We start from the raw sequence: 23116 nt of genomic DNA on the forward strand, positions 1-23116 counted from the left end.
CACTTATGAAGCTGAATCAACTCGTATATTTTTGCCAGGCCTGCGCCAGTGGCAGTATCAGCCGGGCTGCAGAGGAGCTGCATATTTCCCAGCCTACGATTTCCATGTCGATTCACGAGCTGGAAGACGAATTTGGCGTACAGCTCATGCAGCGCAACAACAAAGGCTTTGTCCTGACTGAGGCCGGGCGCGTCTTCAACAAGCAAGGCCTGCACATCCTGAAGCAGACCCAGTATCTGCAGGATTCTATGCAGGACTTCAATGTGCACCACACGCCCATCCACTTGGGCATCCCGCCTATGATCGGCACGATTCTCTTTCCCCCGTTGTATGAAGGCTTTCACCGGGCCTATCCCCAGATCAAGCTGGAATCCCGCGAAGGAGGCTCGCAGGAGCTCTTGTCCTTAGTGGACAAGGGAGACCTGGATTTTGCCATCGTCACGAGCAACCTGGTCGAACACAACGCCTACAAGGTACTGCCCCTCAGGGAAACAGAAACGGTCTTTTGTGTCTCTGCGTCCCATCCGCTGGCAACAAAGGAAAGCCTGACCATCGAAGAAATCAAGGACCTGCCCCTGGTCATGTTCCACAAAGGGGCTTCCCAAAACGCCCTGATCCAAAGCCGCTTTGCCCAGGCCGGCTACGAGCCCCGCATCATCTTCCAAACGGGCCAGCTCTACACGATCAGAGAATTCGTGCGCCGCAACATTGCCGCAGCCTTCCTCTTCCGCGAGCTGAGCCAGTCCATGCCCGGCATTTGCGGCATTCCCTTGAATGATCCCATTCACGTACAAATCGCCATCGTCTGGAAAGACGACCATTATCTGTCCAAGGCTGCGCGCCAGTTCATCCAATTCGCCCAAACCTGCCTGGTGCCATAAAAATAAGCCGTCCTGAACCATTACCTAAAAATAATGGCACGACGGCTTTCGTTTGCTATATAAATCCTTTATAGCAAAATCAAAAAGCTATATTATACAAGCTTTTGCAAAAGGCGTATGATAGTTTTAAAGATAAGCATACGTTTTTGGTTAGGAGGTTTTTATATGCATACGTACAACATCGCTGTCATCGCCGGCGACGGCATCGGCCCGGAAGTGCTGGCCGAAGGAGTCAAAGTATTGAAAGAGGTCGCCGCCTTGGACGGTACCTTCCAGTTTTCCTTTACGCACTTTCCCTGGAGCAGTGCCTATTATTTGAAAACAGGGAAAATGATGCCTGACGACGGTATCGATCAGCTCCGTCCCTTCGACGCCATCTTCCTCGGCGCCGTCGGCTCACCGGACGTACCCAACAGCGTGACCTCGCGGGATCTGCTCATCCGCATCCGTCACGACTTTGACCAGTACATCAACCTGCGTCCCGTCAAATTGCTGAAGGGCGCACCGTGCCCCTTGGCCGATGTAAAGCGCGAAGACATTGACATGACCTTCGTCCGCGAAAACAGTGAAGGCGAATACGCCGGCTCCGGTGCCTGGCTCTACAAGGACCAGCCTAACGAAGTAGTCATCCAAAACGGCGTCTTCTCCCGCAAGGGCTGCGAACGGGTCATCCGCTATGCCTACGAACTGGCCCGCAAGGAACACAAGACACTGACCAACATCAGCAAGGGCAATGCCCTGAACTACTCCATGGTCTTCTGGGACCAGATTTTCGCCGAAGTGGGCAAGGAATACCCTGACGTCAAGACCTATTCCCTCCTCGTCGACGCTGCCAGCATGTTCATGGTCAAAAACCCGAAACGCTTCCAGATTATCGTCACGAGCAACCTCTTTGGCGACATCCTCACCGACCTGGGCGCCGCCATTGCCGGCGGCATGGGCCTCGCTGCCGGTGCCAACCTGAACCCGGAAAAGAAATTCCCGTCCATGTTTGAACCCATCCACGGCTCGGCGCCGGACATTGCCGGCCAGGGCAAGGCCAACCCCTTGGCCACTGTCTGGTCTGCCAGCCAGATGCTCGACTTCCTGGGCTATCCCCAGTGGGGCAAAAAACTCATCGCCATCATCGAAGACCTGCTCGTAGAAAAGAAAGTCCTCACACCGGACCTGGGCGGCACAGCCACAACCAGCCAGGTCGGCGACGAAGTCGTCCGGAAGCTGGAAGAAACAAAATAAACAGGATGTGCTAACAGCCACGCCACTAGCCTATACAAAAAGGTGTCATCCTTTAGCCACAGGATGACACCTTTTTTTGTGCATTATTTGTAAATGGTATTGGCGTTGATCTGATTTCTCGATCGGAGGAACTCGCTAAAATTCGATTTTTTCGCGTATTCATAAAAAAGATCGGAGATTTTGTTATCCAGCGTTTGTTTCTTAAACACGAGCCACGTATTCCGTGTAAACGGCGTCTTGTCCTTGTTGTACATTTTCTTCGTCACCAAGGGATAGGGACATTCGGGTACCAGAATATCCGGCAAAAAGCCATAGCCCAGGCCGCTAAATACCATTTCCTTGCACAAATCCAAGTTCGTTACACGGCTGCCGATTTGCGGCTGCTGCTCGAAATGATCGCGCCACCAGCGCTGCAGGGCTTCATAGTAATAGGTTTCATAGGGGTAAGAAACTAATTTCATATTCGGCAAATCCGCCAATTCAAAGGGTTCCTTATTGACGACTAATACAGGGTACGTGAGCAACAGGTGTTTTTCTTCTTCCACGTAATTGTCACAGTGCTTCGTAAAGCCAAAATCAATCAGCCCGGAATTGACTAATTTCAATATTTCCGTACTCGATTTGATGTAGATTTCAAACTTCACCTTCGGGTAATAGCTTTGAAATTTTTCCAAAAAGGCCGGCAAATAATAGCGGCCAATAATGCTTGGCGACGCGATTTTCAGCGTCCCTACGACGCCCTTGCCTACGTCGGCCAGGTTGTTTTTGAAATCATTGACTTCTGCCAATATTTTATTGGCAAACTGGGCTGCATACTCACCGTGCGCCGTAAAGGTAATGCCTTTATTCGAGCGGTGGATCAGTTTATAGCCCAGATTTTCTTCTATATTTTTGATCCGCGTCGTAACGGCCGGCTGGGAAATATAAAAAATATCCGCTACTTTCGTGATATTTTTATATTTGTAGAGTGCACTGATAATTGACCAATCTCTTTCGTCCATATTAAACCTCCTTGCACAACAGCTTCCCTATAGCCAGCAAGATAGTCCCTTGAAGTGCCATCCCGCTGGGCAGTAAATAGTCTCTTACTATTCTAAATGAAAAAAATAAGCCTGCAGACCGCTTATTTTTCACAACAAAAAATAAAAGAGATCTATTTTATCCCTAATATGTTAGCGTTCCCCCACTCGTTTGCCGCGGCACACCGGGTATCCCCCTGCCCGTTAGCCAGGCACTCGCCAATCACCGGGCCATTCTATGCCTATGCAGCTTGTTCCCGTAAGAGCAATAGGCGATCCCCCGGTTTTTAATAATCTTATCCTATCGTACCACAGGAACAGGCATTTTGCATTATTATTTTAGATACAGCAAGAGGTGAAAAGCCACAAGGGACTTTTCACCTTTCACCGTTCGCGTGTTGTCTTATGCTAGTTTTTGTTTCTTTGCTTTTTCTTTTGTCAGGTCTTCACAGCGGCCGGCTCTTAATACGGCGCTGTCTGTTTCATGACCGACCAGTCTCTGTGTCAGTCTGGCTGTATCCATGGCTTTCAACAGATCAATGCCTGTGTCAATGCCCATTTCGTGTAACATATGAATGACATCTTCCGTCGCTACGTTGCCGGAAGCCCCAGGAGCGAAGGGGCAGCCGCCGAGACCGGCGAAAGCGCCATCAAACACGGTAATGCCCGCCTGCATGGCTGCTACAATGTTGGCCAAGGCCATATCCCGCGTGTTATGGAAATGCATGACCCAACGCACTTGCGGATACCGTTTTACCATATACGAACCCAATTCGTATACCTGACGGGGATTTGCCATACCCGTCGTATCGGATAAGGATAATTCTGTAATGCCCAGATTCAAGAAACGGTCTACGACGCGTTCCACCTGTTCCACAGGCACTTTACCCTGGAAGGGGCAGCCGAAGGAAGTCGAAATAGCGCCGGAAACTTCCATACCGTTTTTACGGACAAAGTCAACGCACTTAGTAAAGCCTTCCATCATTTCCAACGGTGTCTTGTTAAAGTTATTGATGCAATGGGCTTCGCTGGCAGATACTGTCAATTTTACCTTTTTGATGCCGCACTGGAAGGCTCTTTCTACACCTTTCAGGTTCGGAACCAAGGCGCGGTATTCTACGCCCGGTACCTTTTGCATGGCTGCTACTAATTTATCCGTTTCAGCCATAGCCGGTACAGCCTTAGGATGTACAAAGGAACCAATTTCAATAACCTTTACGCCCGATGCAACGACCGAGTTTAATAAGCGCAATTTGTCATCGACGCTAAGCAATGTCTTTTCATTCTGTAAACCATCACGTAAACCAACTTCACAAATCGTAACTTGCTTAGGCCACGTTACTGAATTTTCCATTTCTATCGACTCCTCGTGTAATGAAATCAGATAATGCCCTTTTCTTTCAATGCTTCCAGGTCTTTATCGTTTAAGCCAACTAATTCTTCATATACTTCTTTATTGTGCTGTCCTAATTTCGGGCCAGCCCATTTAATTTCACCGGGAGTAGCACTCAGTTTAGGTACAACGCCGGGCATTTTAATCTTGCCAAATTCAGAGTAGGGAACTTCTACGATATCTTCCCGTGCTGCATAGTGGGGATCTTCAAAGATATCTTCCATGCTGTATACGAGGCTGACAGGAGCACCGGCTTCATCCAGCGTGGCCTTAATATCTTTATAATCGTGTTTACCCATCCAATCGATGACAATTTCTTCGACTAAGGAATTGTTCTTTACGCGGGCACCGTTTGTATTAAACCGGGCATCTGCCAGGAGGTCTTCCCGGCCAATGCCCTTGGCAAAATATTCAAAGGTCCTGTCGGTGCTGCAAACCAGAACGACCCATTTGCCATCCCGTGTCTTGAAGGTACCGGACGGGCTGGCAGAACCGCTGATGCTCGGTCTGCGTTCCGTAATCTGGCCGGCAATATCATAATTGGCAACGGCCCCTTCAAGCATACGGAAGATGCCTTCATATAAGCTCAGGTCTACTTCCTGGCCTTCACCTGTCTGGTCGCGGTGGTGAATACAAACCATAGCTGCATAGGCTGTATATAACCCGGCCACGTAATCACACAGGGAAATAGGCGGATTGACCGGCGGCCGGTCCGGATAACCGGTCATATAGGTCAGGCCCGAGAAAGCCGTTGCCGGCGTACCGAAGCCGGCGAGCTTCTTGTTCGGACCGGTCTGGCCATAGCCCGTAATGCGGATGACGATAATCTTAGGGTTGGCTTTCTTTAACGTTCCATACGTCAGGCCCCATTTATCGAACGTCCCCGTCCGGAAATTTTCAATGATAATATCACTCTGCGCTACAAGCTTGAGAAAAATATCCTTGCCTTCTTCTTTTCTCAGGTCCAGCGTAATGCTGCGCTTGTTTCTGGCGAAGGAAGCCCAACGCAAGGACTTCTTTTCGTACAAGGGGCCCATATTACGGCCGGAATCCCCTTTTCCCGGCATTTCGACTTTTAATACGTCGGCACCAAAATCACCTAATAAGGCGGCGCCAAAGGGGCCTGCAATAACCGTCGACGTATCAAGTACGCGAATACCTTCTAATGCTGCTGCCATGCCACTCACTCTCCATTATCCGATATAGAACTTCTCTTCCTCTAGCTTATGCAGACTTGGATTCCTGCTGATCCAGCTGTTCCATTTCTTCCCGTGCTGCCCGTACGCCGGCATCAAAGGCCTTGTCGTTGGCTTTTCTCAGTGCCGGTTTGAAGTGTTCCTGAACGGCTTTGCGTACGAGTTCTACATCGACGAAGCCGGACAAGGCGGCAATAGCACCGATAGCAACAACGTTAGCGGCTACTTTTTTACCTGTTTCGTCGATTGCCAGCTGCGTCATCGGAATAGAGTATACGTTTTTAATATGAGCCGGTACGCGGTGTACGAATTTCGGTTCGATCAAGAGGATGCCGTTAGGATCCATGTCCTTGCAATATTTGTCGCAGGCCAGCTGGGACATAGCGAGGACGAAATTCGGTTTACGTACAGACGGATAATTGATCGGTTCTGTATCAGAGATCAATTCGGAACGGCAGGCACCGCCGCGGGCTTCCGGACCATACGAGCGGGTCAAAACGACTTCACGTTCAGCCAATTCACCGGCTGCTTTAGCGAAAATATCGCCCAATAACATCATGCCCTGACCACCGGAACCACCGAATCTGATTTCATAATGATTGTTTTTCATAATTAATGACCACCTTTCGCGCTTTCAATAATAGAATCGTACTGTGCTGTATATTCTTTCCGGTCAACCCGTTTTGCGAAGTTACCGATAACAATCTTGCCTTTCAATTCTTCTTCTGTCATCGTGTCAGCCTTGGCTTTCATGACAGCGTTTTCTTTGAAGCCCAGCAGCATATCCGGTGCTGCGCCTTTTTTGTTGAGACGGCCATACAAGGTCGGGCAATCACAAACAGCTTCGACAACGGAGAAACCTTGGTGATTAATGCCTTCAGCGATCTGATTGATCAGCATATTTACGTGATATACGGTCGAACGGGCTACATAGGTCGCACCGGCAGCAGCCGCGAGGGAGCAAATATCGAAAGGCGTATCAATGCTGCCATAGACGCTGGTCTTGGTCTTGCTGCCCAGCGGCGTCGTCGGCGAGAACTGGCCGCCGGTCATGCCGTAGTTATTGTTGTTGAAGACAACCGTCGTAATATCGATGTTTCTGCGGCACGCGTGAATGAAGTGATTGCCGCCGATGGATGTGCAGTCGCCATCACCGGTTACGACGATGACTTTCAGCTTCGGATTGAACATCTTGACGCCCGTTGCATACGGTAAGGCACGGCCGTGATTCGTATGCAGTGCGCAGAAGTTCATGTAGCCGTTGGCACGGCTGGAACAGCCGATACCGGATACGATAACGACGTTATCCGGATCAATTTCCGTCTTTTCAATAGCCCGGATCAACGCGTTGATGACGATCCCGTTGCCACAGCCGGGGCACCAGATATGAGGCAGTTTATCTTGCCGTAAAAATGTATCGAACACATGCTGCTTTTCAGACATTTAGATTTCCTCCTTAAGAGCTTTCAGAATCGTTTCTGCTGCAATCATTTTGCCGTTATTCTGTGTGATCTGGACAACCGGCGTTACCCCTGCCGATTCGCGTACTACGTGATACAGCTGGCCTTCGTTCATTTCACATACAAACAGCTTACGTTTATTCTGGCTCAGTTCGGCCAAGCGCTGTTCCGGGAAAGGCCAAACCGTAATGGGGCGGAACACGCCAACCTTGATGCCTTCCTGACGGGCCTGATCGACAGCATCTTTTACCGATCTGGATAAAAGTCCGATAGATACGATGAGATATTCTGCATCTTCCGTCTTGTATTCTTCATACGATTCAATATCTTTGAGATTGTTTTCTACTTTGCCAACCAGGCGTTTGATCGAATCCGATGTCAGCTGGGGATTGTCCGATACAGGGAAGCCTGTTTCATCATGAATGAGGCCGCTGCAGTACCAGCGATAGCCATCGCCGAAGGAAGCCATGGGAGGAATGCCCGTTCCGTCATCGGCAAAGGGTTTGAATTCTTCCGGCGGGCACGTCGGCCGTTTCCGGTCTACGCATTCATATTCCGAGCTGTCGGGAATGCGGATACGTTCACTCATGTGAGCCAGCATGGCGTCGGTCATGATAACAACGGGCACGCGGTAGGTTTCGGCCAGGTTGAAGGCCCGGATGGTTTCCGTATACACTTCGCCAACCGAAGCCGGTGCGACGGCGATGATCGGATGATCACCGTGAACACCCCAGCGTACCTGCATGATATCGCCCTGTGCCGGCAGTGTAGCGACGCCCTGGCAGGGACCCTGGCGCATAGCGTAGGCAACGACGATAGGTACTTCAGCCATGGCTGCGTAGCCTAAATTTTCCTGCATCAGGGAGTACCCCGGGCCGCTCGTAGCCGTCATGGCTTTGGCGCCGGCGCTGGAAGCACCGATGATAGCGGCCATGGAAGCCAGTTCGTCTTCCATCTGCATGTATTTGCCGCCCACTTTCGGCAGCCATTCCGAAGATAATTCTGCAATTTCCGTTGCCGGTGTGATGGGATACCCTGCAAAGAATCTCATTCCTGCTGCAATGGCAGCATGTGTACAGGCTTCATTCCCTGTCATGATTTCATACGTGTTTTCCATTATTCATTCTCCCCCATCCGAATAGCGAAGTCCGGGCATCGTAATTCACAAAGCTTACAGTCGATGCAATCCTCCGGTCTTGCAAATATTGGTTTGCCTTCTTCATCTCTGTCGTACACTTGCTTGGGACACAAGACGGCACAGATGCCACAGGCCTTACATAATTTTTCATTGAATTCAAATTTGCCCATCTTTTCTTTCAACCTCTCTTTTCAGCTCAATGCACTCCGATTTCTCTCATTCCTTATCAGGAAGCCTGCCTGACTCTTACTTCGGTAGTGAACCGAAAGTCATAAGCAGGTTTCCTTCCTTTCATAACCAATGTACTCCTCGGATAAGGTGTTGTAAAATACTTTACTTTTATGCGGAATATTAAGAAATTTTATGATGTCTCATTCTAAATAACGTTATATTTGCTTGAAATCACCATAAACCGATGATTTTCCAGAAGCCCATGCCCACCGTCATATAGACGACTACGTTGAAGGCAGCGATGATGGCACCAATGGTCCACCAGTCCTTTTGTGCTACGTAACCGGTACCAAACATGACCGGGCCGACGGCACCGCCGTAATGGGTCGTCAGGCAGCCATAGGCACTCGAAGCGGCCAAGAGGAGGAACAACGGTACAGGCGGCACCTGTGCCAGCATGCCTACCGTAAAGAGGACCGGCATGAAAGCGGCTACATATGCGCCCATCGAGGCAAATAAATAGCGGACCAGGACGGAAATGACCAGCAAGGCAAACAGGATGATAACCGGATTGATCCCGTCAAAGCTGACCGTATTGCCAAAGACACCGGCCAACCAATCAAAGAACTTCGCTTTAGCCAAAACACCGCTGAAGCCCATGATGGCACCATACCACATGAAGGTATTCCAGGCGCCCTTATTGGCCAATACATGCTGCCAATCCAGGAGCTTCAGGATAGACGCGCCGGCAAAAAACAGTAAGGCTACGTGCGTGGCTGCAAGCTTGGTGTACGAGCCTGTAGACCAACCGATAATGGCCAGGAGGAAGAGCACGAGCAGCGCTTTTTCTTTGCCCGTCATGGGGCCCAGTTCAGCCAGACCCTGCTGTGCCAATTCCTTGTAATTGGGGATGGATTTGATTTCCGGCGGATAGAGCTTGTACACAATGAACGGAACGGCTACGCAAACCAGCAGGGCCGGTACGGACATATAGACAAACCACTGCATCCAGCCGACGTTAATCTTCAAAATATCCGCAGCAATACCGGCAGTCAGGATATTCGGCGCGCAGGCAGTCAGGAAGACAGCCGACGTAGACATACTGATGGCATACCCGGCCAGCGTAATGTACGAGCCGATCTTCCGGCCTGTCGGGCCGGCATCCGAACCGAGGGCCATAGCAACGTTTTTAAAGATAGGGTAAATGATGCCGCCGGAACGGGCCGTATTAGACGGCGTTGCCGGGCTGAGCAATAAGTCCGTAATCATCTGGCCGTATACAAGGCCCAAGGAAGATTTGCCAAAGAGCTTGATCATCCAGTAAGCGACGCGCTTGCCAAGGCCCGTATCGATAAAGGCCTGGGTAATCAGGAAGGCAGAAAATACAAGCCATACCGTCGAGTTCCCATAGCCGCTCAAAAGGCTGGACATAGGGACGACGAAGGAACCAAAGGCAATGACGACCAGCATGACGACCGATACGCCGGCAGGCTGTAAAATCAAGCCTAAGATAGCCGCACTATACACGGCAAACATGCGCCACGCTTCGGGAGAAAGGCCCGCCGGAACGGGTGACAGGATGATTCCCAAGGGAACCAGAAAAAGGACGATCCATTTTAACCATCGCATGATTCGACACCTCATTTATGTAGTAAGTAGTAAGTTCAATTAAAAGGTAATGTTCCGATACACAGCTTCACCCTTGCAAATCGTCATGAGCGGTTCCAGTACCTGCTGGCCCGTCCGTTTTTCCTTCAGCGTATCGCTGAACACGATCTGCGCCGGAACCAAATCGAAAACGGCTACGTCGGCCTGGGCACCAATGCTCAGCGTCCCTAACCGTTCTTTGCCGTGCATGAGCTTAGCCGGCGTTGCCGTGCAGGCTGCAATGACATCGTAGAGGGAAAGGCCCAGGAGCAGATATTTGGACATGATATAAGGCAGGCTGAAAACAGGATCCTTAAAGAGTGTCTTGCCCGTAATATCCGTCGAAATGATATCCGGCTTAAAGCCATCGGCCAGGGCTTGTCCGGCTACGGCAAAGGACCAATGGTTGCCGCCGTTAGCCGCATCCATGACAACGCCCCGGGCCTTTGCGTCCTGTACCCCTGGCAGAACCTTGCCGTCTTCACCGATGATCGTGTTCCCTGTACCGTGGAAGCAATGGGCCAGCACGTCACCGACATCCAGGACTGAGGCCACTTGTCCCATATCTACCGGCGGTTTGGTCACATGGACACACAGGCGCGTTCCCAGCTGCCGGGCTGTGGCAGCGGCCTGTTTAAAGATTTCGAAACCGTTTTCCTTAATGATCGGCTTGCTGATCCGGATTTTTAAGCCCTGAATGATATCAGGATATGTTGCCAGGTATTCCGCCATTCTGTCCAAATCCCAATAGGCCGGGTCATAGCTTTCATGGTATTTCATCGTTGCCAGGCCGGCCGGACAGAGGTTGAGGTAGCACTGTACGTTCATAAAAGAACGTTCTACGACATCAGAAATGAAAGTCTTCATCGTACTCACGCCGGCACTCCCGGCATCTACGACAGCCGTCACACCCTGAGGGAAATAGTTTCGATCCGTATCAATGCCAATATCCGTACTATCTTTAAACACGTGTGCATGGTAATCAATCAGGCCCGGAAATACATATTTGCCAGTAGCATCGATGACGATTTCCGGGTTAGGGCAATCCTGCGGAGCTACGATGCGTCCGTTGTGAATATAGAGATCACACAATGCGTCGCGCCCGTTTGCCGGGTCGATAATATGCCCGTTTTTGATAAGCATGTCCTTTTTCATATTCTTCTCACAAACTCCTCTCTCTTCTTCCATGACTTTATGACATTCAAACTATGAGCTTATTATAAGCTAGGTTGCTCCCATAAGAAAAATAGTACTTGTTTATGCCCTTCATAAAAAAATACTATTTTCCAGGTCTTTACACTTTCTGCTATTCTTTAAGTATAAAATTCGTCAGTCTTATTTTTTTATAAAATATATCCCTATTATTTATTGTTTAACCTCGTGCCAGTCACGGCCCGCGCGGGCCTGGCTCGCGTTTTGGGTCGTCCGCTATATAGCTTTTGTTTTTTATAATAAAATGTAATATTACTGTTTCGTTGTTACGCCATACCTGCTGAGGAAGTGTTTGTATGAACCCACCGTTCCAAGAATTATCCTACGCCACGCGGCGCATGATCGTCGCCGACAAGGAAGCGCTGAAAGAATTCGGCTTCACCTATTCCCAATGGACGTTTATGGTCTACGTCGCCCATAACCAGCCGACGACACTGGTCGCCATTGCCCGCTATTACATGATCAATAACTCAGCCATTACGACCATCAAAAAGAAATTTCTCGACAAAGGCTATATCGAAGAAGTCACCGGGACAGACCAGCGCGAAAAAAAAGTATCCCTCACGCCGAGCGGCGAAAGGGAGTATTACCGGATAAACCAGAAGATACGGGAAATGGAAAAGAAATTCTTTCACGCCTTGAGCACGAAGGAATTGGCACAATTACAGGAAATGTTGTACCGGATCAATACAGAAGGCTTTACGCCTTAAGGGCGCCTGCTGTCGATCCAGACGGGAGCTGCCTATGTTCGAAAAATACCGTTATTTCATCGCCCTGGCCAAGGAAAAAAATATTACCAAAGCGGCCGAAACCTTATATATTACCCATCAGGCCCTGAGCCATTATTTAACCAACCTGGAACAGGAATGCGGCGTCATGCTATTTTATCGGAAGCCCAAATTCCAATTGACCGAAGAAGGGGAACTCTTTTTAGAAAACATCCGTCAAGTAGAAGCCCTGGAAAGCAGCCTCTATCAGCACTTTGAAGAAGTGAAGGAAGGCAACTCCGGCGTCATCCGCCTGGGCACGACAGAAGGCCGTTTCCCGATCTTTATGCCCCACCTCATTGGCACGTACAGCCAGCTGTTCCCCCATGTGCAATTAGAGGTAACGAGTGCCAATTCACCAGCCTTGGAAGAAATGCTGTTAAACAATCAGCTCGACCTGATCATCTTAGGGGCGCCCAAAAAGCCGTCCCGTTTTATCCAGAGCCGCTTAATCCTGGAAGAACGGCTATACGTCGTCATCAGCGAAGAAATGCTGCAGCAATATTTCCCCCAAACCTATCCGGCGTGCATCCAGGAGTTCCGCCACGGTGCCGATTTACGGAAATTCACGCACATTCCCTTTGCCTTCAATATGCCTACGTATAATTCGTCCCAGATTATCGCCCGCTTGCTGCAACAGCAGCAGATCGAACTGCATTGTATCCATACCTCCAGCCATCCGGACCTGCATCACCGCCTGACGACCTTAAACTACGCCGCCAGCTTTTGCCTGACCATGTATCTTCCCAACCTGAAGCTGATCAACCAGCATACGCAAAACAAGCTCTATGCCTTTCCTATCCGCTTTTTGGAAGAGACCAACCAATTACACCTTGCCTACCGGAAAGACCGCGTCTTTCCCTCATACGGCCAGGCCCTGATCAAGCTCATACGGGAACAATGCAAGCCCTATACCGACTACGATCCGGAAACGATATGACACGACAAAGCCCCCGGGAGCGGCGCCATATGGCGTCATTCCCGGGGGCTTCGTATATAAAAAGGAAGCAGGCTGCGGCTCTCATAGGCCGGCACATATCTTTGCTTTACGTACTTATTCATAACCGACGACAACGGCGAGCATCATGAACAGGCTGGCAAAGACGAACCAAAGGCCAAACAGTTTGCCCATGAACTTCATCCACGTACCGTAGCCGACGCCACAAGCCGTCAAAAAGGCCATGAGAGACGACGAATGAGGATAAATATAGTTACTCAGGCCATCGCCATAATTCAGTGCCAAAATAGCCGTTTCCGGCGTCATGCCAATCAATTGGGCTACCGGCAGGAATACAGGCATCGTTACATTGGCCTGGCCGCTGCCACTGGTCACGAAGAAATTGATAATCGTATGGGCCCAAAACATCATAGGTGCCTGAATGAGAGGATGGAAGGAATCCAGCCCCTGGGCAATATAATAAACGACCGTATCGAGAATATGGCCATCCGTCATGGCAATCGCCACCGAGCGGGCAATGCCGATCATAATACAGGCGCCCATGATCGTCTTGCAGCCGGCAACAAAGCTATTGCACATTTGGTTTGCGTTCATTTTCCCGGCTATGGCTGCCAAAATCCCTGTGAACAGGAAGCATACGCCCGTTTCTTCGTAGCTCCACTTGTAGTACGAACAGCCAATGATGAGTGCTACGACACCGCCGACTAAGACCAGCAACGCCAGGACATGACGCCGTTCCATGACGGTCAGCGATTCGGGGTCGCCAGGCTGTACCAAATTGGGAATCCCATAGGCCACACTTTGTTCCGGGTGGAGCCGGACCCGTTCGGCATAGCGGCAAATAAACCACGTCGTCAGCAGCCACAAGCCGGCAAAGCCGACCCAGCGAAAGCCCATGCCATGGTACAAAGGCAGGCCGGCCATTTCATTGGCAATCGCCGTCGTGCTGATATTCAGCATGCCGCACGTAGAGCCAAAGGAAGACGCCGTAATAATGACTGCCGCTGCCGTAACGGCATCATAGCCCATCATCAGGCAAAGCATCAATACGACCGTGCTGAAAGGAATAAAATAGTTCATCTGAATGGGCACGCTCATAGCCCCAAAGGCCAGCATCATGACGATAATCGTCATACGCGGCGTCTTGCTGTACTTGGTTGCCAAAATACGCATTAAGGCGTGAATAGACTGGGTATCAATAATCATCTGCACGCCGCCGGCAATAAAGAACATCGTAAAAATCAGTTTTGCCTGTTTGACAAAGCCCTCATAAATCATATTTAGCATATAGAGCGGACTGACCGGCGTATTGGCAATAAAGTGAAAACCGTTGGGATCTACTACTTGTTTACCTACTTCGTTCGTCATTTTGGAATATTCGCCGGACGGAATGACATACGTAAAAACACAGGCGAGCAACAACATAGCAATGACGACAAGATATTCGTGAATATGAGGAAAAGACCTTTTCTTCTTTTCCAATGTAGGTGTTTCTTGAGCCATTTTTTCAACCTCCCTGCCGCCTGTTAAATAATCTTCTGCTGCTTCAGATCGGCCAGTTCCGCATCAGAAAGGCCCAGCAGGTCACCGTATACCTCTTCATTCGCAGCGCCCAGCTTCTGTCCGGCCCATTTGATTTCCCCGGGCGTTTCCGAAAAGACAGGCACGATGCCCGGCATTTTGACAGAGCCGAATTCCTCGCAGGGCACATCGACAATGTCATGACGCGCCTGGTATTGAGGATCTTCAAAACAGTCCTTGATATTGTAAATCGTAGAAATGGGCACACCGGCAGCATCGCATTTTTCCTTCAATTCCGCAAAGGTATGCTGTTTTACCCATTCGCTGACAGCCGTCATGATGGGCTTGGGATCCTTGAGCCGGTCGCCGGCTACTGCGTATTTGGGCAGCCATTCGTCCCGTTTCCCCATGGCATCACACAAGTGCTCAAAGACCGGATTGGTACTGCACACGATGATGACATACTTGTCGTCAGCCGTTTCAAAGGTACCGATAGGGCACGAAGCGCCACTAGGCATGGGGCTTCTTTCCCTGATCGTCCCCATCAAATCATACTGGGCGATCATGGCCTCTTCCATGCGGAAAATGCCTTCATACAAGCTGACATCGATTTCCTGAGCCTTCCCCTTCAAGGCATCCCGGTGATAGAGAGCAACCATAGTGCCCATGGCCGCATACAGGCCGGCTACATAATCGGCTAAGGCAAAAGGCGGGCTCACAGGCGGCCGGTCAGGATAGCCCTGCATATACGTCATACCGGAAAACGCCTGCAAAGGCGTACCCAATCCGGCCAGCTTGCGATACGGCCCGGTCTGGCCATAGCCCGTGACATGGGTCACGATAATATCCGGATTGACCTGGCGCATGACATCGATGCCAATCCCCCATTTGTCCAGCGTATCGGTCTTAAAATTCTCAATAACGACATCGCTCTTTTCCACCAGCTTGAGGAACAGCTTCTTTCCCTCTTCATAATGAAAATCTAAGGTAACACTCTTTTTGTTGCGCCCCATAGAAGGCCAGCGAATACTCTTGCCATCCTTCAACGGCCCCATAGCCCGGAAGGCATCACCCCGTCCGGTCATTTCCACCTTAATCACTTCAGCACCCAAATCTGCCAGCAGCCCAGCTGCCCACGGTGCGGCAATAACCGTCGCGATGTCCAAAATCCGGACACCCTCTAATGCTTGCTTTCCCATTTCATTACACCTCTCTCATTCTTTCGAAGTCCCTGTAAGATTACGAACAGTAAACTCTTTTATCTAAATTAATTATAATGATAGGTGAGCAAAATAAAAAGCAAGCATTTTTTAAGCGTTGTAAATTAAATTTGCAGAAAAAAGCAACAAAAAAGAAGCCGGTCGCACTAGGCAATCAGCTTCTTTTTTGTTGTTATATTGAGCTTTCATCTTACGGGTGGAAGGTAAGATCTGTAATGGCATCGAAGGTTAAGCCGGAAACAACGGCGATTACAAATAATGCACCTGCAGCCAAGATCAACAATTGAACAAATACTTTTGTCTGTTTTGTAGAGTTGAAGTTTTCAATATTGGTACCCATAGCTGCCAGGATTAAAGCGCCGCCTGTGGACATTGGCGAAAGGCCAGCCATAGAGCCACCGGAACCAACAGCTGCCATCAGGGCAACCGGGCTGACACCGCCAACCTGGTTTGCAATATCGGCACACATTGGCATCATCGTCGGATAAACAACGCCAAGAGCCGAGCTTACCAGGCTGAGGAGGCCTGCAGAAATGCCCATCAGCGGTGTTGCCGTCGAGCTGGTCATTATGGAGGAAATGGCAGAACTCATGAGCTTAATGCCACCAACTTTATCGACAACACCGAGCAAGGCACCAACACCTAAAACCATGAGGATTGTGCCCCAAGGCAGATGTTTCAAGCATTCACCATCTTTGGCTACGCCACAGAGAACCAGAATAGCTGCAGAAGCAAAAGCAGCCAGACCGATATTGATCTTTAATGCGATCATGAATACCAGCATCATGATAATACCGCTCAAGGAAAACAGCTGATTCTTTGTAAAAGCCGGCAAATCCGCTTCCCGTTCATGTAACGGGGCCTTCAATTTATAGCCTTTATAGGCTACAAAGACGATGACACCGTACACGAGCGTAATAAGTGTTTGGCAAATCAAGACAGTCATCATGACGCCGCTAAAGCCTGCTTTAGAAGCTGCGTCCGTAATAATGGCTGCTTCAGGCGTGAGAATTGTCATACGGCCAGCCATCAGGCCTAATTCACCGATGATGGCCAACATTAACGGATTATAGCCTACCTGAATAGCTGTCGTTACAGCCAGGGCCGGGATAATAGCCAGGGCCGGAATAGCGCCAGGGCCAACGCCGGCTACAACAAAGCCGGCAATATACATAGCAATTGGCAGTAACCATACACGGTTACCTGTAGCAGCGACGATTTTTTTCGCTAACAGGTCTAGTGCACCTGTATCCTTAATAACAGCAAACAGTAAGGTAATACCAACTAGGGTACAAAACATAGAACTACTAATGCCACCAATAAGAGTCTTATCGGTCATACCAAAAAGACGAACGCAGATAACACCTACAGCCAATGCGACGATACCAACATTTACATGCCGTACAAAGGCTATGATGATGGCTGCGATAAAGAGCAGAAGAGCCAACACATCCATTCCCATAATACGTTCCTCCTTTAATGATTTTTCGTTAGATCAGCGGGGGAGACAAGCAAGCTTGCATTCACACATTGGCTCATTTACCGCAGGGTTCTCCAATATGAATCTGGTGGCTGCTAAAATTCCCATCAATAATCGTCGTTTCATACTTTGCTGCTTTGAGCATCTTGTCAAAATCAATGCCCGTTTCCATGCCCATAGACTGGAACATGTAAATGAGGTCTTCAGAGGCTACGTTGCCCGAGGCACCCGGTGCAAAGGGGCAGCCGCCTAAACCACCTAAGGCAGCCTGTACGTTCGGTACGCCGGCTTCGATAGAGGCCAGCGTGCAGGCAACGCCCATATCGCGTGTATCATGGAAATGAACTTCCAAATATTCGTCCGGGAATACGCGTTTTACAATAGCAATAGTGTCACGAACCATCTTAGGATCGGCCTGGCCGATCGTATCAGCGAGGCAGAATTTATGAATACCTGCTTTTACGCCACGACGCATAACGCGCAGTACATTTTCTACCGGGGTAATGTCTTCAAAGGGGCACGTAAAGGAAGTAGCCATAGATAAGATGATATCTACATCAGGCAAGGTCTGGCGGATTTCTTCCAAGCCTTGGAGCGATTCTTCTACAGTCCGGTTAATGTTGGCTTTGTTGTGGGATTCGCTTACGGAAATAACCGTATCAATCTTTTTCAGGCCTGCTTTTACGGCTGCTTTGGCGCCATAGAGATTCGGTACGAGGGCAAAGAAATCAATGCCTTTATCACCATGTTTTTCCAGTGTCCGGGAAACGACTTCCTGAATATCTTTCATCTGCGGAATCGCCTTCGGATGGACGAAGGAACCAATTTCCATGGATTTTACACCGGCATCGACGAGCATATCGATAACCTTAAGCTTTTCTTCTGTAGGAATAAATTCTTTTACATTCTGAAACCCATCGCGCGGGCCAACTTCTACGAAATTTATTTTCTGTGCCATAACAACGGCCTCCTTATCGCAAGTATCACGTAATTAAATAACCTTTTCTTCCTGTAATTTCTTCAAAGCGGCTTCATCCAAGCCAAGCAGGTCACCATAGACAGCTGCATTATCCTGGCCCAATTCCGGTGCAGGAACGGAAATATCCAGTTTTGTATCCATCAATTTGATCGGATTGCCATTTACCTTCATATCGCCAATTACAGGGTGATGTAACGGTACAAACATTTCACGGGCACCGGCAATATGAGGATCCGTTGTAACATGGGGCAAATCGTTAATCGGAGCGGCCGGTACGCCAGCTGCCAAGATCATGTCTACAGCTTCTTTAATCGTGTACTGAGAGCTCCAAGCTTCGACGATCGGTTTCAAGGCCGCATGGTTTTCGCAACGTTTCAGGTTTGTTTCAAAACGCGGATCCGTTAACAGTTCTGGCTGTTTGAATACTTTATTGCAAAGCAGGGTAAATAGCTTATCGTTGCCGCAGCCAATAACGAACAGTCCATCTTTCGCTTTGAAGGAATCGTACGGATAAGCAGAAGCATAGCGGTTGCCCATCAATTCAGGCTGTTTGCCCGAAGCGAAGAAACGCTGAATGCCAATTTCCAAGCTGGATACGACGGAATCTACGAGAGCTACGTCGACACGCTGGCCTCTACCAGTAAGTTCCCGTGCATGCAGTGCCATAAGGATACCAATGGTCAGGTTCATGCCGCCAAGAACATCGCCCATAGCATTCCCTACACGTAAGGGATGACCGCCCGGTTCACCGGTAATACTCATCAGACCGCCAGTTGCCTGAGCGATAATATCATAACCAGGGCGCTTAGAATCCGGGCCATAGCAGCCAAATCCGGATACAGCACCGTAGATGATTCTCGGATTTACTTCTTTCAATACGTCGTAACCAACGCCCATTTTATCCATAACACCGGGACGGTAATTTTCGACGACTACATCGGCTTTCTTAACCATCTGCTTGAACATTTCCTTGCCTTTATCGCTCTTTAAGTTCAAGGTAACGCCTTTTTTACCACGGTTTACGTTGGCATAATACATGCTGGCACCATTTTTCAATGGGCCGAAAGCACGTGTATCATCACCGCGGCCAGGGATTTCAATTTTAATGACCTTGGCACCATAGTCGGCCAGCATCATCGTGCAGTACGGACCTGCCAGTACACGTGTCAAATCGAGAACTACGATATCCTGTAAAGCTTTTGTTGCCATAAAAGAACACTCTCCTCTTCTAAAAAAATACATACAGTAAGCATACGTTTAGACCACACGTTACAATGGGAAGTTGCATCGTTCTTCCCTACGCCTGCATTATACAAGATACCGCTTATGTATATCAAATTGCATGTTTATTTGTAATTGTATGATTGTGCATTTTTATGTTTATATGTGTTTTACGTTTTATTTGTTATTTCATTTAAACCGGAGTTATATTCCACCTTAATCGACTGTATTTTAATAAAATGTGTTTAATATTATATATTTCTGTCCAATTTGATCAATACAGTTCGTGCACACTTTTCAGTTTTCAAAAATTTAATTAAAGCAATAGACAATTAAGTCGTTAGAAATGGCTTATTTTCAGATTATGCATAGCAAACCGACTAGTATATCTGTCTGTTTTTTAAAAAAAGAAAGAGCAACCGGATCATCCGGTTGCTCTTTCTTTATACAGATCAATGACAATTAATTGTTCATATTATTTATTTTAATATCATATTTTTTCATTTTATTATATAAAGTACTACGACTGCAATTTAACATTCGTGCAGCTTTTGAAATATTAAATTGGCATGAGCTCAATGCTTCTATGACGGCAGCCTTATTCCATTTATCGAAAGTAACTTTTTCATTTATTAGCTGTGATGAAGAATCAATAGGCAATGCCGGTATAATTTCTTCCACAGCCATGCCATTTTTTAGCAACACACAGACACGCTCTACTACATTAGATACTTCATGCGCATTCCCTTTCCAGGTATACCCTTGCAAGTATTTTTCTATGGTCTGAACCTCCTTTGCATACTGACGATATTCGGATCCCAAAAAGAAATGGAAACGATTTTCGCAAAGCATACGCCAATCATCGCCTCTATCGCGCAATGGTGGAATTTTTAAAGTCAAAACGCTCAGCTCATACATTAGCTCTCCCAAAAATTCCCCTTCACGCACGCGTTCATTCAAATCATACCGCGTCGCCGCAATAATGCGAACATCAATAGGAATGACATGATCACTGCCTAAGCGTCGTACTTCCCGGGATTCAATTACGCGTACGAGCAGGCTTTGAATCATCTTTGGTGCTGAAGCCACCTTATCCAAAAATAACGTTCCTCCATGCGCCCTTTCAAAAGCACTCTCCTGATATCCTTTATTGCCAAACGGAGAAGCACCGTCTTCATAGCCTACCAATTCTGCCTGCAAGGCTCTGGCAGAATAATTATCACAATCGACCGTAACAAAAGGGCCTTTACTCCGTTTGCTCGCATGATGAATAGAATGGGCAAACATTTCCTTCCCTGAACCTAATTCTCCTTGAAGAAGAATGGATGAGTTTGTCTTAGCATAGCTTTTAGCCATGCGTATAGTACGCTGAAATGCTCTCGATTCGCCTATCATATCCGTGAAGCGATACCGTGAGGCAAGGCCCTTACGGTGTAAACGACTGCGGATCTTCTGTTCGCTCGTATGGACCGATTCAATGTCCCGGAAGGTAGCTACTACGCCTTCTACTTTATCATCAATAATGATCGGCACGCGATTCGTATTGATAATCGTGTTGCCTACTTTCATGAGCTCGTCAATTTCCTTTTCGCCCGACCGCAAAACCGACGGAAGCTTCGTTTCCGGTAATATTTCTTCAATCTTCTTCCCTTCGTAAGGCTTATTTTTCAAGGGGAGCATTTCATCAGCCTGACGGTTTACAACTTCTACGTAGCCTTGCCGGTCAATGGCAATGATGCCATCGTGCGTGTAGTTAAAGATCGTTTCATAGCGCTCAAGGCGCAATTTTAGCGCTCGTCTGCGCCGCTCTCCGTCGGTGATCGATTTTAATAATTGTTTTGCAGCGCTTAATGCTAGTTCTATATCTTCTCTATTATTTTCTAAGGTAACATATTTCAAATTATGCTTTTCTGCATATATTTTTGTCAGTACCCCGCCAATGCCATACACGCAACCATCGCGCAGAGCTGCCTTAACGGCCTCTTCCGCACTTTCTTCATCAGAGAAGCGATAATAACGTGCATCTACATTCATTAGATAACAAAGTGACCGAACATTTTCCTGAATTTCCGGTACAGAAAAGAAAGCTATCGGTTCTTGAATGCCCCGGATTTTTTCAAAGGCATTGATATAGCAGCCACTAGTCAGTTTTGTCGCAATAATGGGGACGTTAGTGAAGTACTGCCTAAGTAAATAAACGCTGCCGCCTCGGCTAATAACTACTTTCGTACCATTGCGTAACCCTTCTTCTACATATTTCTTTGCCGCTTCCAAATAGGACACTTTAATGCTGACATCCATATTCCGTTCTAAAACAATTTCTTGTGCCCGTTCTGCCAGTTGCTCAGATGGGGCTATAAATAAAATTGCCGCCAAAATACTCACCTCATATAGATACTCGTTTTCCTCATTATATCACTTGGTCGGGAGACCCCTAAAATTCCCGCATCACGTCAGCCCCTGCAAAAGTCTAAGGACACGCGATCTGTCACAGTCCGTCCTCACCAAGTACGTAACAGCGAATAACCAGGCCATCTGCCTGCTGCAATTTATTTCATATTCGTAATCCTTATATTGAACTCTTCCATCTTTTTATAAAGAGTGCTGCGGCTGCACTTTAATAACCGGGCTGTACGGGAAACGTTCAGTTGATTGACAGAGAGTGCTTTTATGATGGCTTCGCGGCTCCACCGTTCCAAGGTGACATCTGTTTCCTTCGGTTCCGTTTCTTTGGGTTTCAGGCGCGGCAACGTAGAGAGGATATCTTCTACGGCAACACCATTAGTCAAGAGAACACCTACGCGTTCGACAAAATTTGACAGTTGCCGCACATTTCCTTTCCAGTTATAGCCCTCCATGTGCTGTTCAATGGCTAGTATTTTATCTTCGTACTTACGGTAGTCGGCACCAAAGAAATGATGAAACCATTCATTGCATAGTAATAGTGAATCTCCTGCGCGTTCCCGCAAAGGTGGAATTTCCAGCGTTAGAACGCCTAGCATATAGTATAGTTCTTCAAGAAAATTTTCATCTTCAATTTCTTCAAAAATAGCCGGATTCGTCGAGGCAATGATCCGCACGTCTACGGGGATCACATGATCGCCGCCCATGCGGCGGACTTCTTTATCCTCCAGGATGCGCAATAAAACAGCCTGCACTTCTAATGGAGCTGCTTCCACTTTATCAAGGAACAAAGTACCGCCATGTGCTAATTCAAAGGCTCCTTCTTTACGGCCTTTATTGCCAAAGGGACCATAGCCGTTTTCATACCCCTGTAATTCGGCCAGCAGAGCAGCAGACGAAATATTGGCGCAGTTTAAGGTAACTAAGGGATGATTACGCCGTTGGCTTTCCCGATGGATGGAATGGGCAAACATTTCTTTTCCCGTACCGATTTCTCCAATGAGCATAATATTGGACGTGTACTTTGCATAGCTCTTAGCAATCCGGATGTGCACGTGGTATGCTAAAGTTGGACATGGAGGGGGTAGAAATTGGATACTAAATGTAGTAATCTTGGATAAAAGATTTTCTAATTAGTATCCGATGCCCTCAATTGTTAGATGGGAGGTTGCCACGTGAAATTAACGAAAGAACAACGATTAGAAATAGGTCGC

The 23116-nt window shown here is 48.2% G+C and carries 20 protein-coding genes; 4 read left to right on the forward strand and 16 right to left on the reverse strand.

The features are described from left to right. Positions 1-5 precede the first annotated feature (5 nt). Together H8J70_RS09045 and H8J70_RS09050 are read left to right on the forward strand one after the other, a co-directional pair. Positions 6-881: a LysR family transcriptional regulator gene (locus H8J70_RS09045; RefSeq protein ID WP_186503724.1), complete on the forward strand. Its 876-nt coding sequence runs from the start codon at positions 6-8 to the stop codon at positions 879-881. Between the two features lie 165 nt (positions 882-1046). Continuing rightward, entirely contained in the window at positions 1047-2117 is a 1071-nt protein-coding gene (locus H8J70_RS09050; protein WP_186503742.1) for a tartrate dehydrogenase, read from the forward strand. Between the two features lie 83 nt (positions 2118-2200). Here the strand turns inward: H8J70_RS09050 and H8J70_RS09055 are convergent, their stop codons facing one another. The 9 genes from H8J70_RS09055 to H8J70_RS09095 form a co-directional block, all read right to left on the reverse strand. Further along, a complete protein-coding gene (locus H8J70_RS09055) occupies positions 2201-3118 on the reverse strand; it encodes a LysR family transcriptional regulator (RefSeq protein WP_186503744.1) in 918 nt (305 codons plus the stop codon). A 421-nt stretch (positions 3119-3539) separates the two neighbouring features. Then, positions 3540-4490, reverse strand: a complete 951-nt coding sequence (locus tag H8J70_RS09060) for a hydroxymethylglutaryl-CoA lyase (protein ID WP_186503746.1) — start codon at positions 4488-4490, stop codon at positions 3540-3542. A 26-nt stretch (positions 4491-4516) separates the two neighbouring features. After that, positions 4517-5707 (reverse strand): CaiB/BaiF CoA transferase family protein, encoded by a 1191-nt coding sequence (locus tag H8J70_RS09065; protein WP_186503748.1) that lies wholly within the window; start codon positions 5705-5707, stop codon positions 4517-4519. A gap of 46 nt (positions 5708-5753) precedes the next feature. Continuing rightward, positions 5754-6335: a 2-oxoacid:acceptor oxidoreductase family protein gene (locus H8J70_RS09070; RefSeq protein WP_186503750.1), complete on the reverse strand. Its 582-nt coding sequence runs from the start codon at positions 6333-6335 to the stop codon at positions 5754-5756. Between the two features lie 2 nt (positions 6336-6337). After that, complete coding sequence (locus H8J70_RS09075; protein ID WP_186503752.1) at positions 6338-7168, reverse strand: thiamine pyrophosphate-dependent enzyme; 831 nt, start codon at positions 7166-7168, stop codon at positions 6338-6340. After that, a complete protein-coding gene (locus H8J70_RS09080) occupies positions 7169-8302 on the reverse strand; it encodes a 2-oxoacid:acceptor oxidoreductase subunit alpha (protein WP_186503754.1) in 1134 nt (377 codons plus the stop codon). It abuts the gene before it with no gap. Further along, positions 8302-8493 carry a 4Fe-4S dicluster domain-containing protein gene (locus tag H8J70_RS12885; protein WP_186503755.1) on the reverse strand — a complete coding sequence of 64 codons (192 nt, stop codon included), beginning with the start codon at positions 8491-8493 and terminating at the stop codon, positions 8302-8304. Before H8J70_RS12885 ends, H8J70_RS09080 begins: the two co-directional genes overlap by 1 nt. Before the next feature lie 232 nt (positions 8494-8725). After that, the gene (locus tag H8J70_RS09090; RefSeq protein WP_186503757.1) at positions 8726-10123 is read right to left on the reverse strand and encodes a DASS family sodium-coupled anion symporter; all 1398 of its coding nucleotides are present in this window, start codon (positions 10121-10123) and stop codon (positions 8726-8728) included. Positions 10124-10162: 39 nt separating this feature from the next. Next, positions 10163-11296: an amidohydrolase family protein gene (locus H8J70_RS09095; protein ID WP_186503763.1), complete on the reverse strand. Its 1134-nt coding sequence runs from the start codon at positions 11294-11296 to the stop codon at positions 10163-10165. Positions 11297-11649: 353 nt separating this feature from the next. Between H8J70_RS09095 and H8J70_RS09100 the strand changes: the two genes are divergently transcribed. Both H8J70_RS09100 and H8J70_RS09105 read left to right on the forward strand, forming a co-directional pair. Continuing rightward, complete coding sequence (locus tag H8J70_RS09100; protein WP_186503764.1) at positions 11650-12063, forward strand: MarR family winged helix-turn-helix transcriptional regulator; 414 nt, start codon at positions 11650-11652, stop codon at positions 12061-12063. 34 nt (positions 12064-12097) lie between these two features. Beyond that, positions 12098-13060: a LysR family transcriptional regulator gene (locus H8J70_RS09105; protein ID WP_186503765.1), complete on the forward strand. Its 963-nt coding sequence runs from the start codon at positions 12098-12100 to the stop codon at positions 13058-13060. Positions 13061-13174: 114 nt separating this feature from the next. Here the strand turns inward: H8J70_RS09105 and H8J70_RS09110 are convergent, their stop codons facing one another. The 7 genes from H8J70_RS09110 to H8J70_RS12765 form a co-directional block, all read right to left on the reverse strand. Then, on the reverse strand, positions 13175-14581 hold the full coding sequence (locus tag H8J70_RS09110; RefSeq protein ID WP_186503766.1) for a YfcC family protein: 1407 nt from the start codon (positions 14579-14581) through the stop codon (positions 13175-13177). Between the two features lie 23 nt (positions 14582-14604). Next, complete coding sequence (locus tag H8J70_RS09115; RefSeq protein WP_186503767.1) at positions 14605-15798, reverse strand: CaiB/BaiF CoA transferase family protein; 1194 nt, start codon at positions 15796-15798, stop codon at positions 14605-14607. Positions 15799-16009: 211 nt separating this feature from the next. Beyond that, positions 16010-17281: an SLC13 family permease gene (locus H8J70_RS09120; RefSeq protein WP_222433657.1), complete on the reverse strand. Its 1272-nt coding sequence runs from the start codon at positions 17279-17281 to the stop codon at positions 16010-16012. 73 nt (positions 17282-17354) lie between these two features. Then, the gene (locus H8J70_RS09125; RefSeq protein WP_186503768.1) at positions 17355-18257 is read right to left on the reverse strand and encodes a hydroxymethylglutaryl-CoA lyase; all 903 of its coding nucleotides are present in this window, start codon (positions 18255-18257) and stop codon (positions 17355-17357) included. A gap of 33 nt (positions 18258-18290) precedes the next feature. Beyond that, positions 18291-19487 (reverse strand): CaiB/BaiF CoA transferase family protein, encoded by a 1197-nt coding sequence (locus tag H8J70_RS09130; RefSeq protein ID WP_186503769.1) that lies wholly within the window; start codon positions 19485-19487, stop codon positions 18291-18293. Positions 19488-19961: 474 nt separating this feature from the next. Beyond that, complete coding sequence (locus H8J70_RS09135) at positions 19962-21875, reverse strand: sigma-54-dependent Fis family transcriptional regulator (RefSeq protein WP_186503771.1); 1914 nt, start codon at positions 21873-21875, stop codon at positions 19962-19964. Positions 21876-22048: 173 nt separating this feature from the next. Beyond that, entirely contained in the window at positions 22049-22957 is a 909-nt protein-coding gene (locus H8J70_RS12765) for a sigma 54-interacting transcriptional regulator (protein WP_186503773.1), read from the reverse strand. Between the last annotated feature and the right edge of the window lie 159 nt (positions 22958-23116).

This window comes from Megasphaera hominis, from assembly GCF_014269395.1.
GTDB lineage: Bacteria > Bacillota > Negativicutes > Veillonellales > Megasphaeraceae > Megasphaera > Megasphaera hominis.

Bases quoted from the DNA above. Each gene is read 5' to 3' on its own strand.
- H8J70_RS09045 (WP_186503724.1), top strand. From the start codon at position 6: ATGAAGCTGAATCAACTCGTATATTTTTGCCAGGCCTGCGCCAGTGGC.
- H8J70_RS09050 (WP_186503742.1), top strand. From the start codon at position 1,047: ATGCATACGTACAACATCGCTGTCATCGCCGGCGACGGCATCGGCCCG.
- H8J70_RS09055 (WP_186503744.1), bottom strand. From the start codon at position 3,118: ATGGACGAAAGAGATTGGTCAATTATCAGTGCACTCTACAAATATAAA.
- H8J70_RS09060 (WP_186503746.1), bottom strand. From the start codon at position 4,490: ATGGAAAATTCAGTAACGTGGCCTAAGCAAGTTACGATTTGTGAAGTT.
- H8J70_RS09065 (WP_186503748.1), bottom strand. From the start codon at position 5,707: ATGGCAGCAGCATTAGAAGGTATTCGCGTACTTGATACGTCGACGGTT.
- H8J70_RS09070 (WP_186503750.1), bottom strand. From the start codon at position 6,335: ATGAAAAACAATCATTATGAAATCAGATTCGGTGGTTCCGGTGGTCAG.
- H8J70_RS09075 (WP_186503752.1), bottom strand. From the start codon at position 7,168: ATGTCTGAAAAGCAGCATGTGTTCGATACATTTTTACGGCAAGATAAA.
- H8J70_RS09080 (WP_186503754.1), bottom strand. From the start codon at position 8,302: ATGGAAAACACGTATGAAATCATGACAGGGAATGAAGCCTGTACACAT.
- H8J70_RS12885 (WP_186503755.1), bottom strand. From the start codon at position 8,493: ATGGGCAAATTTGAATTCAATGAAAAATTATGTAAGGCCTGTGGCATC.
- H8J70_RS09090 (WP_186503757.1), bottom strand. From the start codon at position 10,123: ATGCGATGGTTAAAATGGATCGTCCTTTTTCTGGTTCCCTTGGGAATC.
- H8J70_RS09095 (WP_186503763.1), bottom strand. From the start codon at position 11,296: ATGAAAAAGGACATGCTTATCAAAAACGGGCATATTATCGACCCGGCA.
- H8J70_RS09100 (WP_186503764.1), top strand. From the start codon at position 11,650: ATGAACCCACCGTTCCAAGAATTATCCTACGCCACGCGGCGCATGATC.
- H8J70_RS09105 (WP_186503765.1), top strand. From the start codon at position 12,098: ATGTTCGAAAAATACCGTTATTTCATCGCCCTGGCCAAGGAAAAAAAT.
- H8J70_RS09110 (WP_186503766.1), bottom strand. From the start codon at position 14,581: ATGGCTCAAGAAACACCTACATTGGAAAAGAAGAAAAGGTCTTTTCCT.
- H8J70_RS09115 (WP_186503767.1), bottom strand. From the start codon at position 15,798: ATGGGAAAGCAAGCATTAGAGGGTGTCCGGATTTTGGACATCGCGACG.
- H8J70_RS09120 (WP_222433657.1), bottom strand. From the start codon at position 17,281: ATGGGAATGGATGTGTTGGCTCTTCTGCTCTTTATCGCAGCCATCATC.
- H8J70_RS09125 (WP_186503768.1), bottom strand. From the start codon at position 18,257: ATGGCACAGAAAATAAATTTCGTAGAAGTTGGCCCGCGCGATGGGTTT.
- H8J70_RS09130 (WP_186503769.1), bottom strand. From the start codon at position 19,487: ATGGCAACAAAAGCTTTACAGGATATCGTAGTTCTCGATTTGACACGT.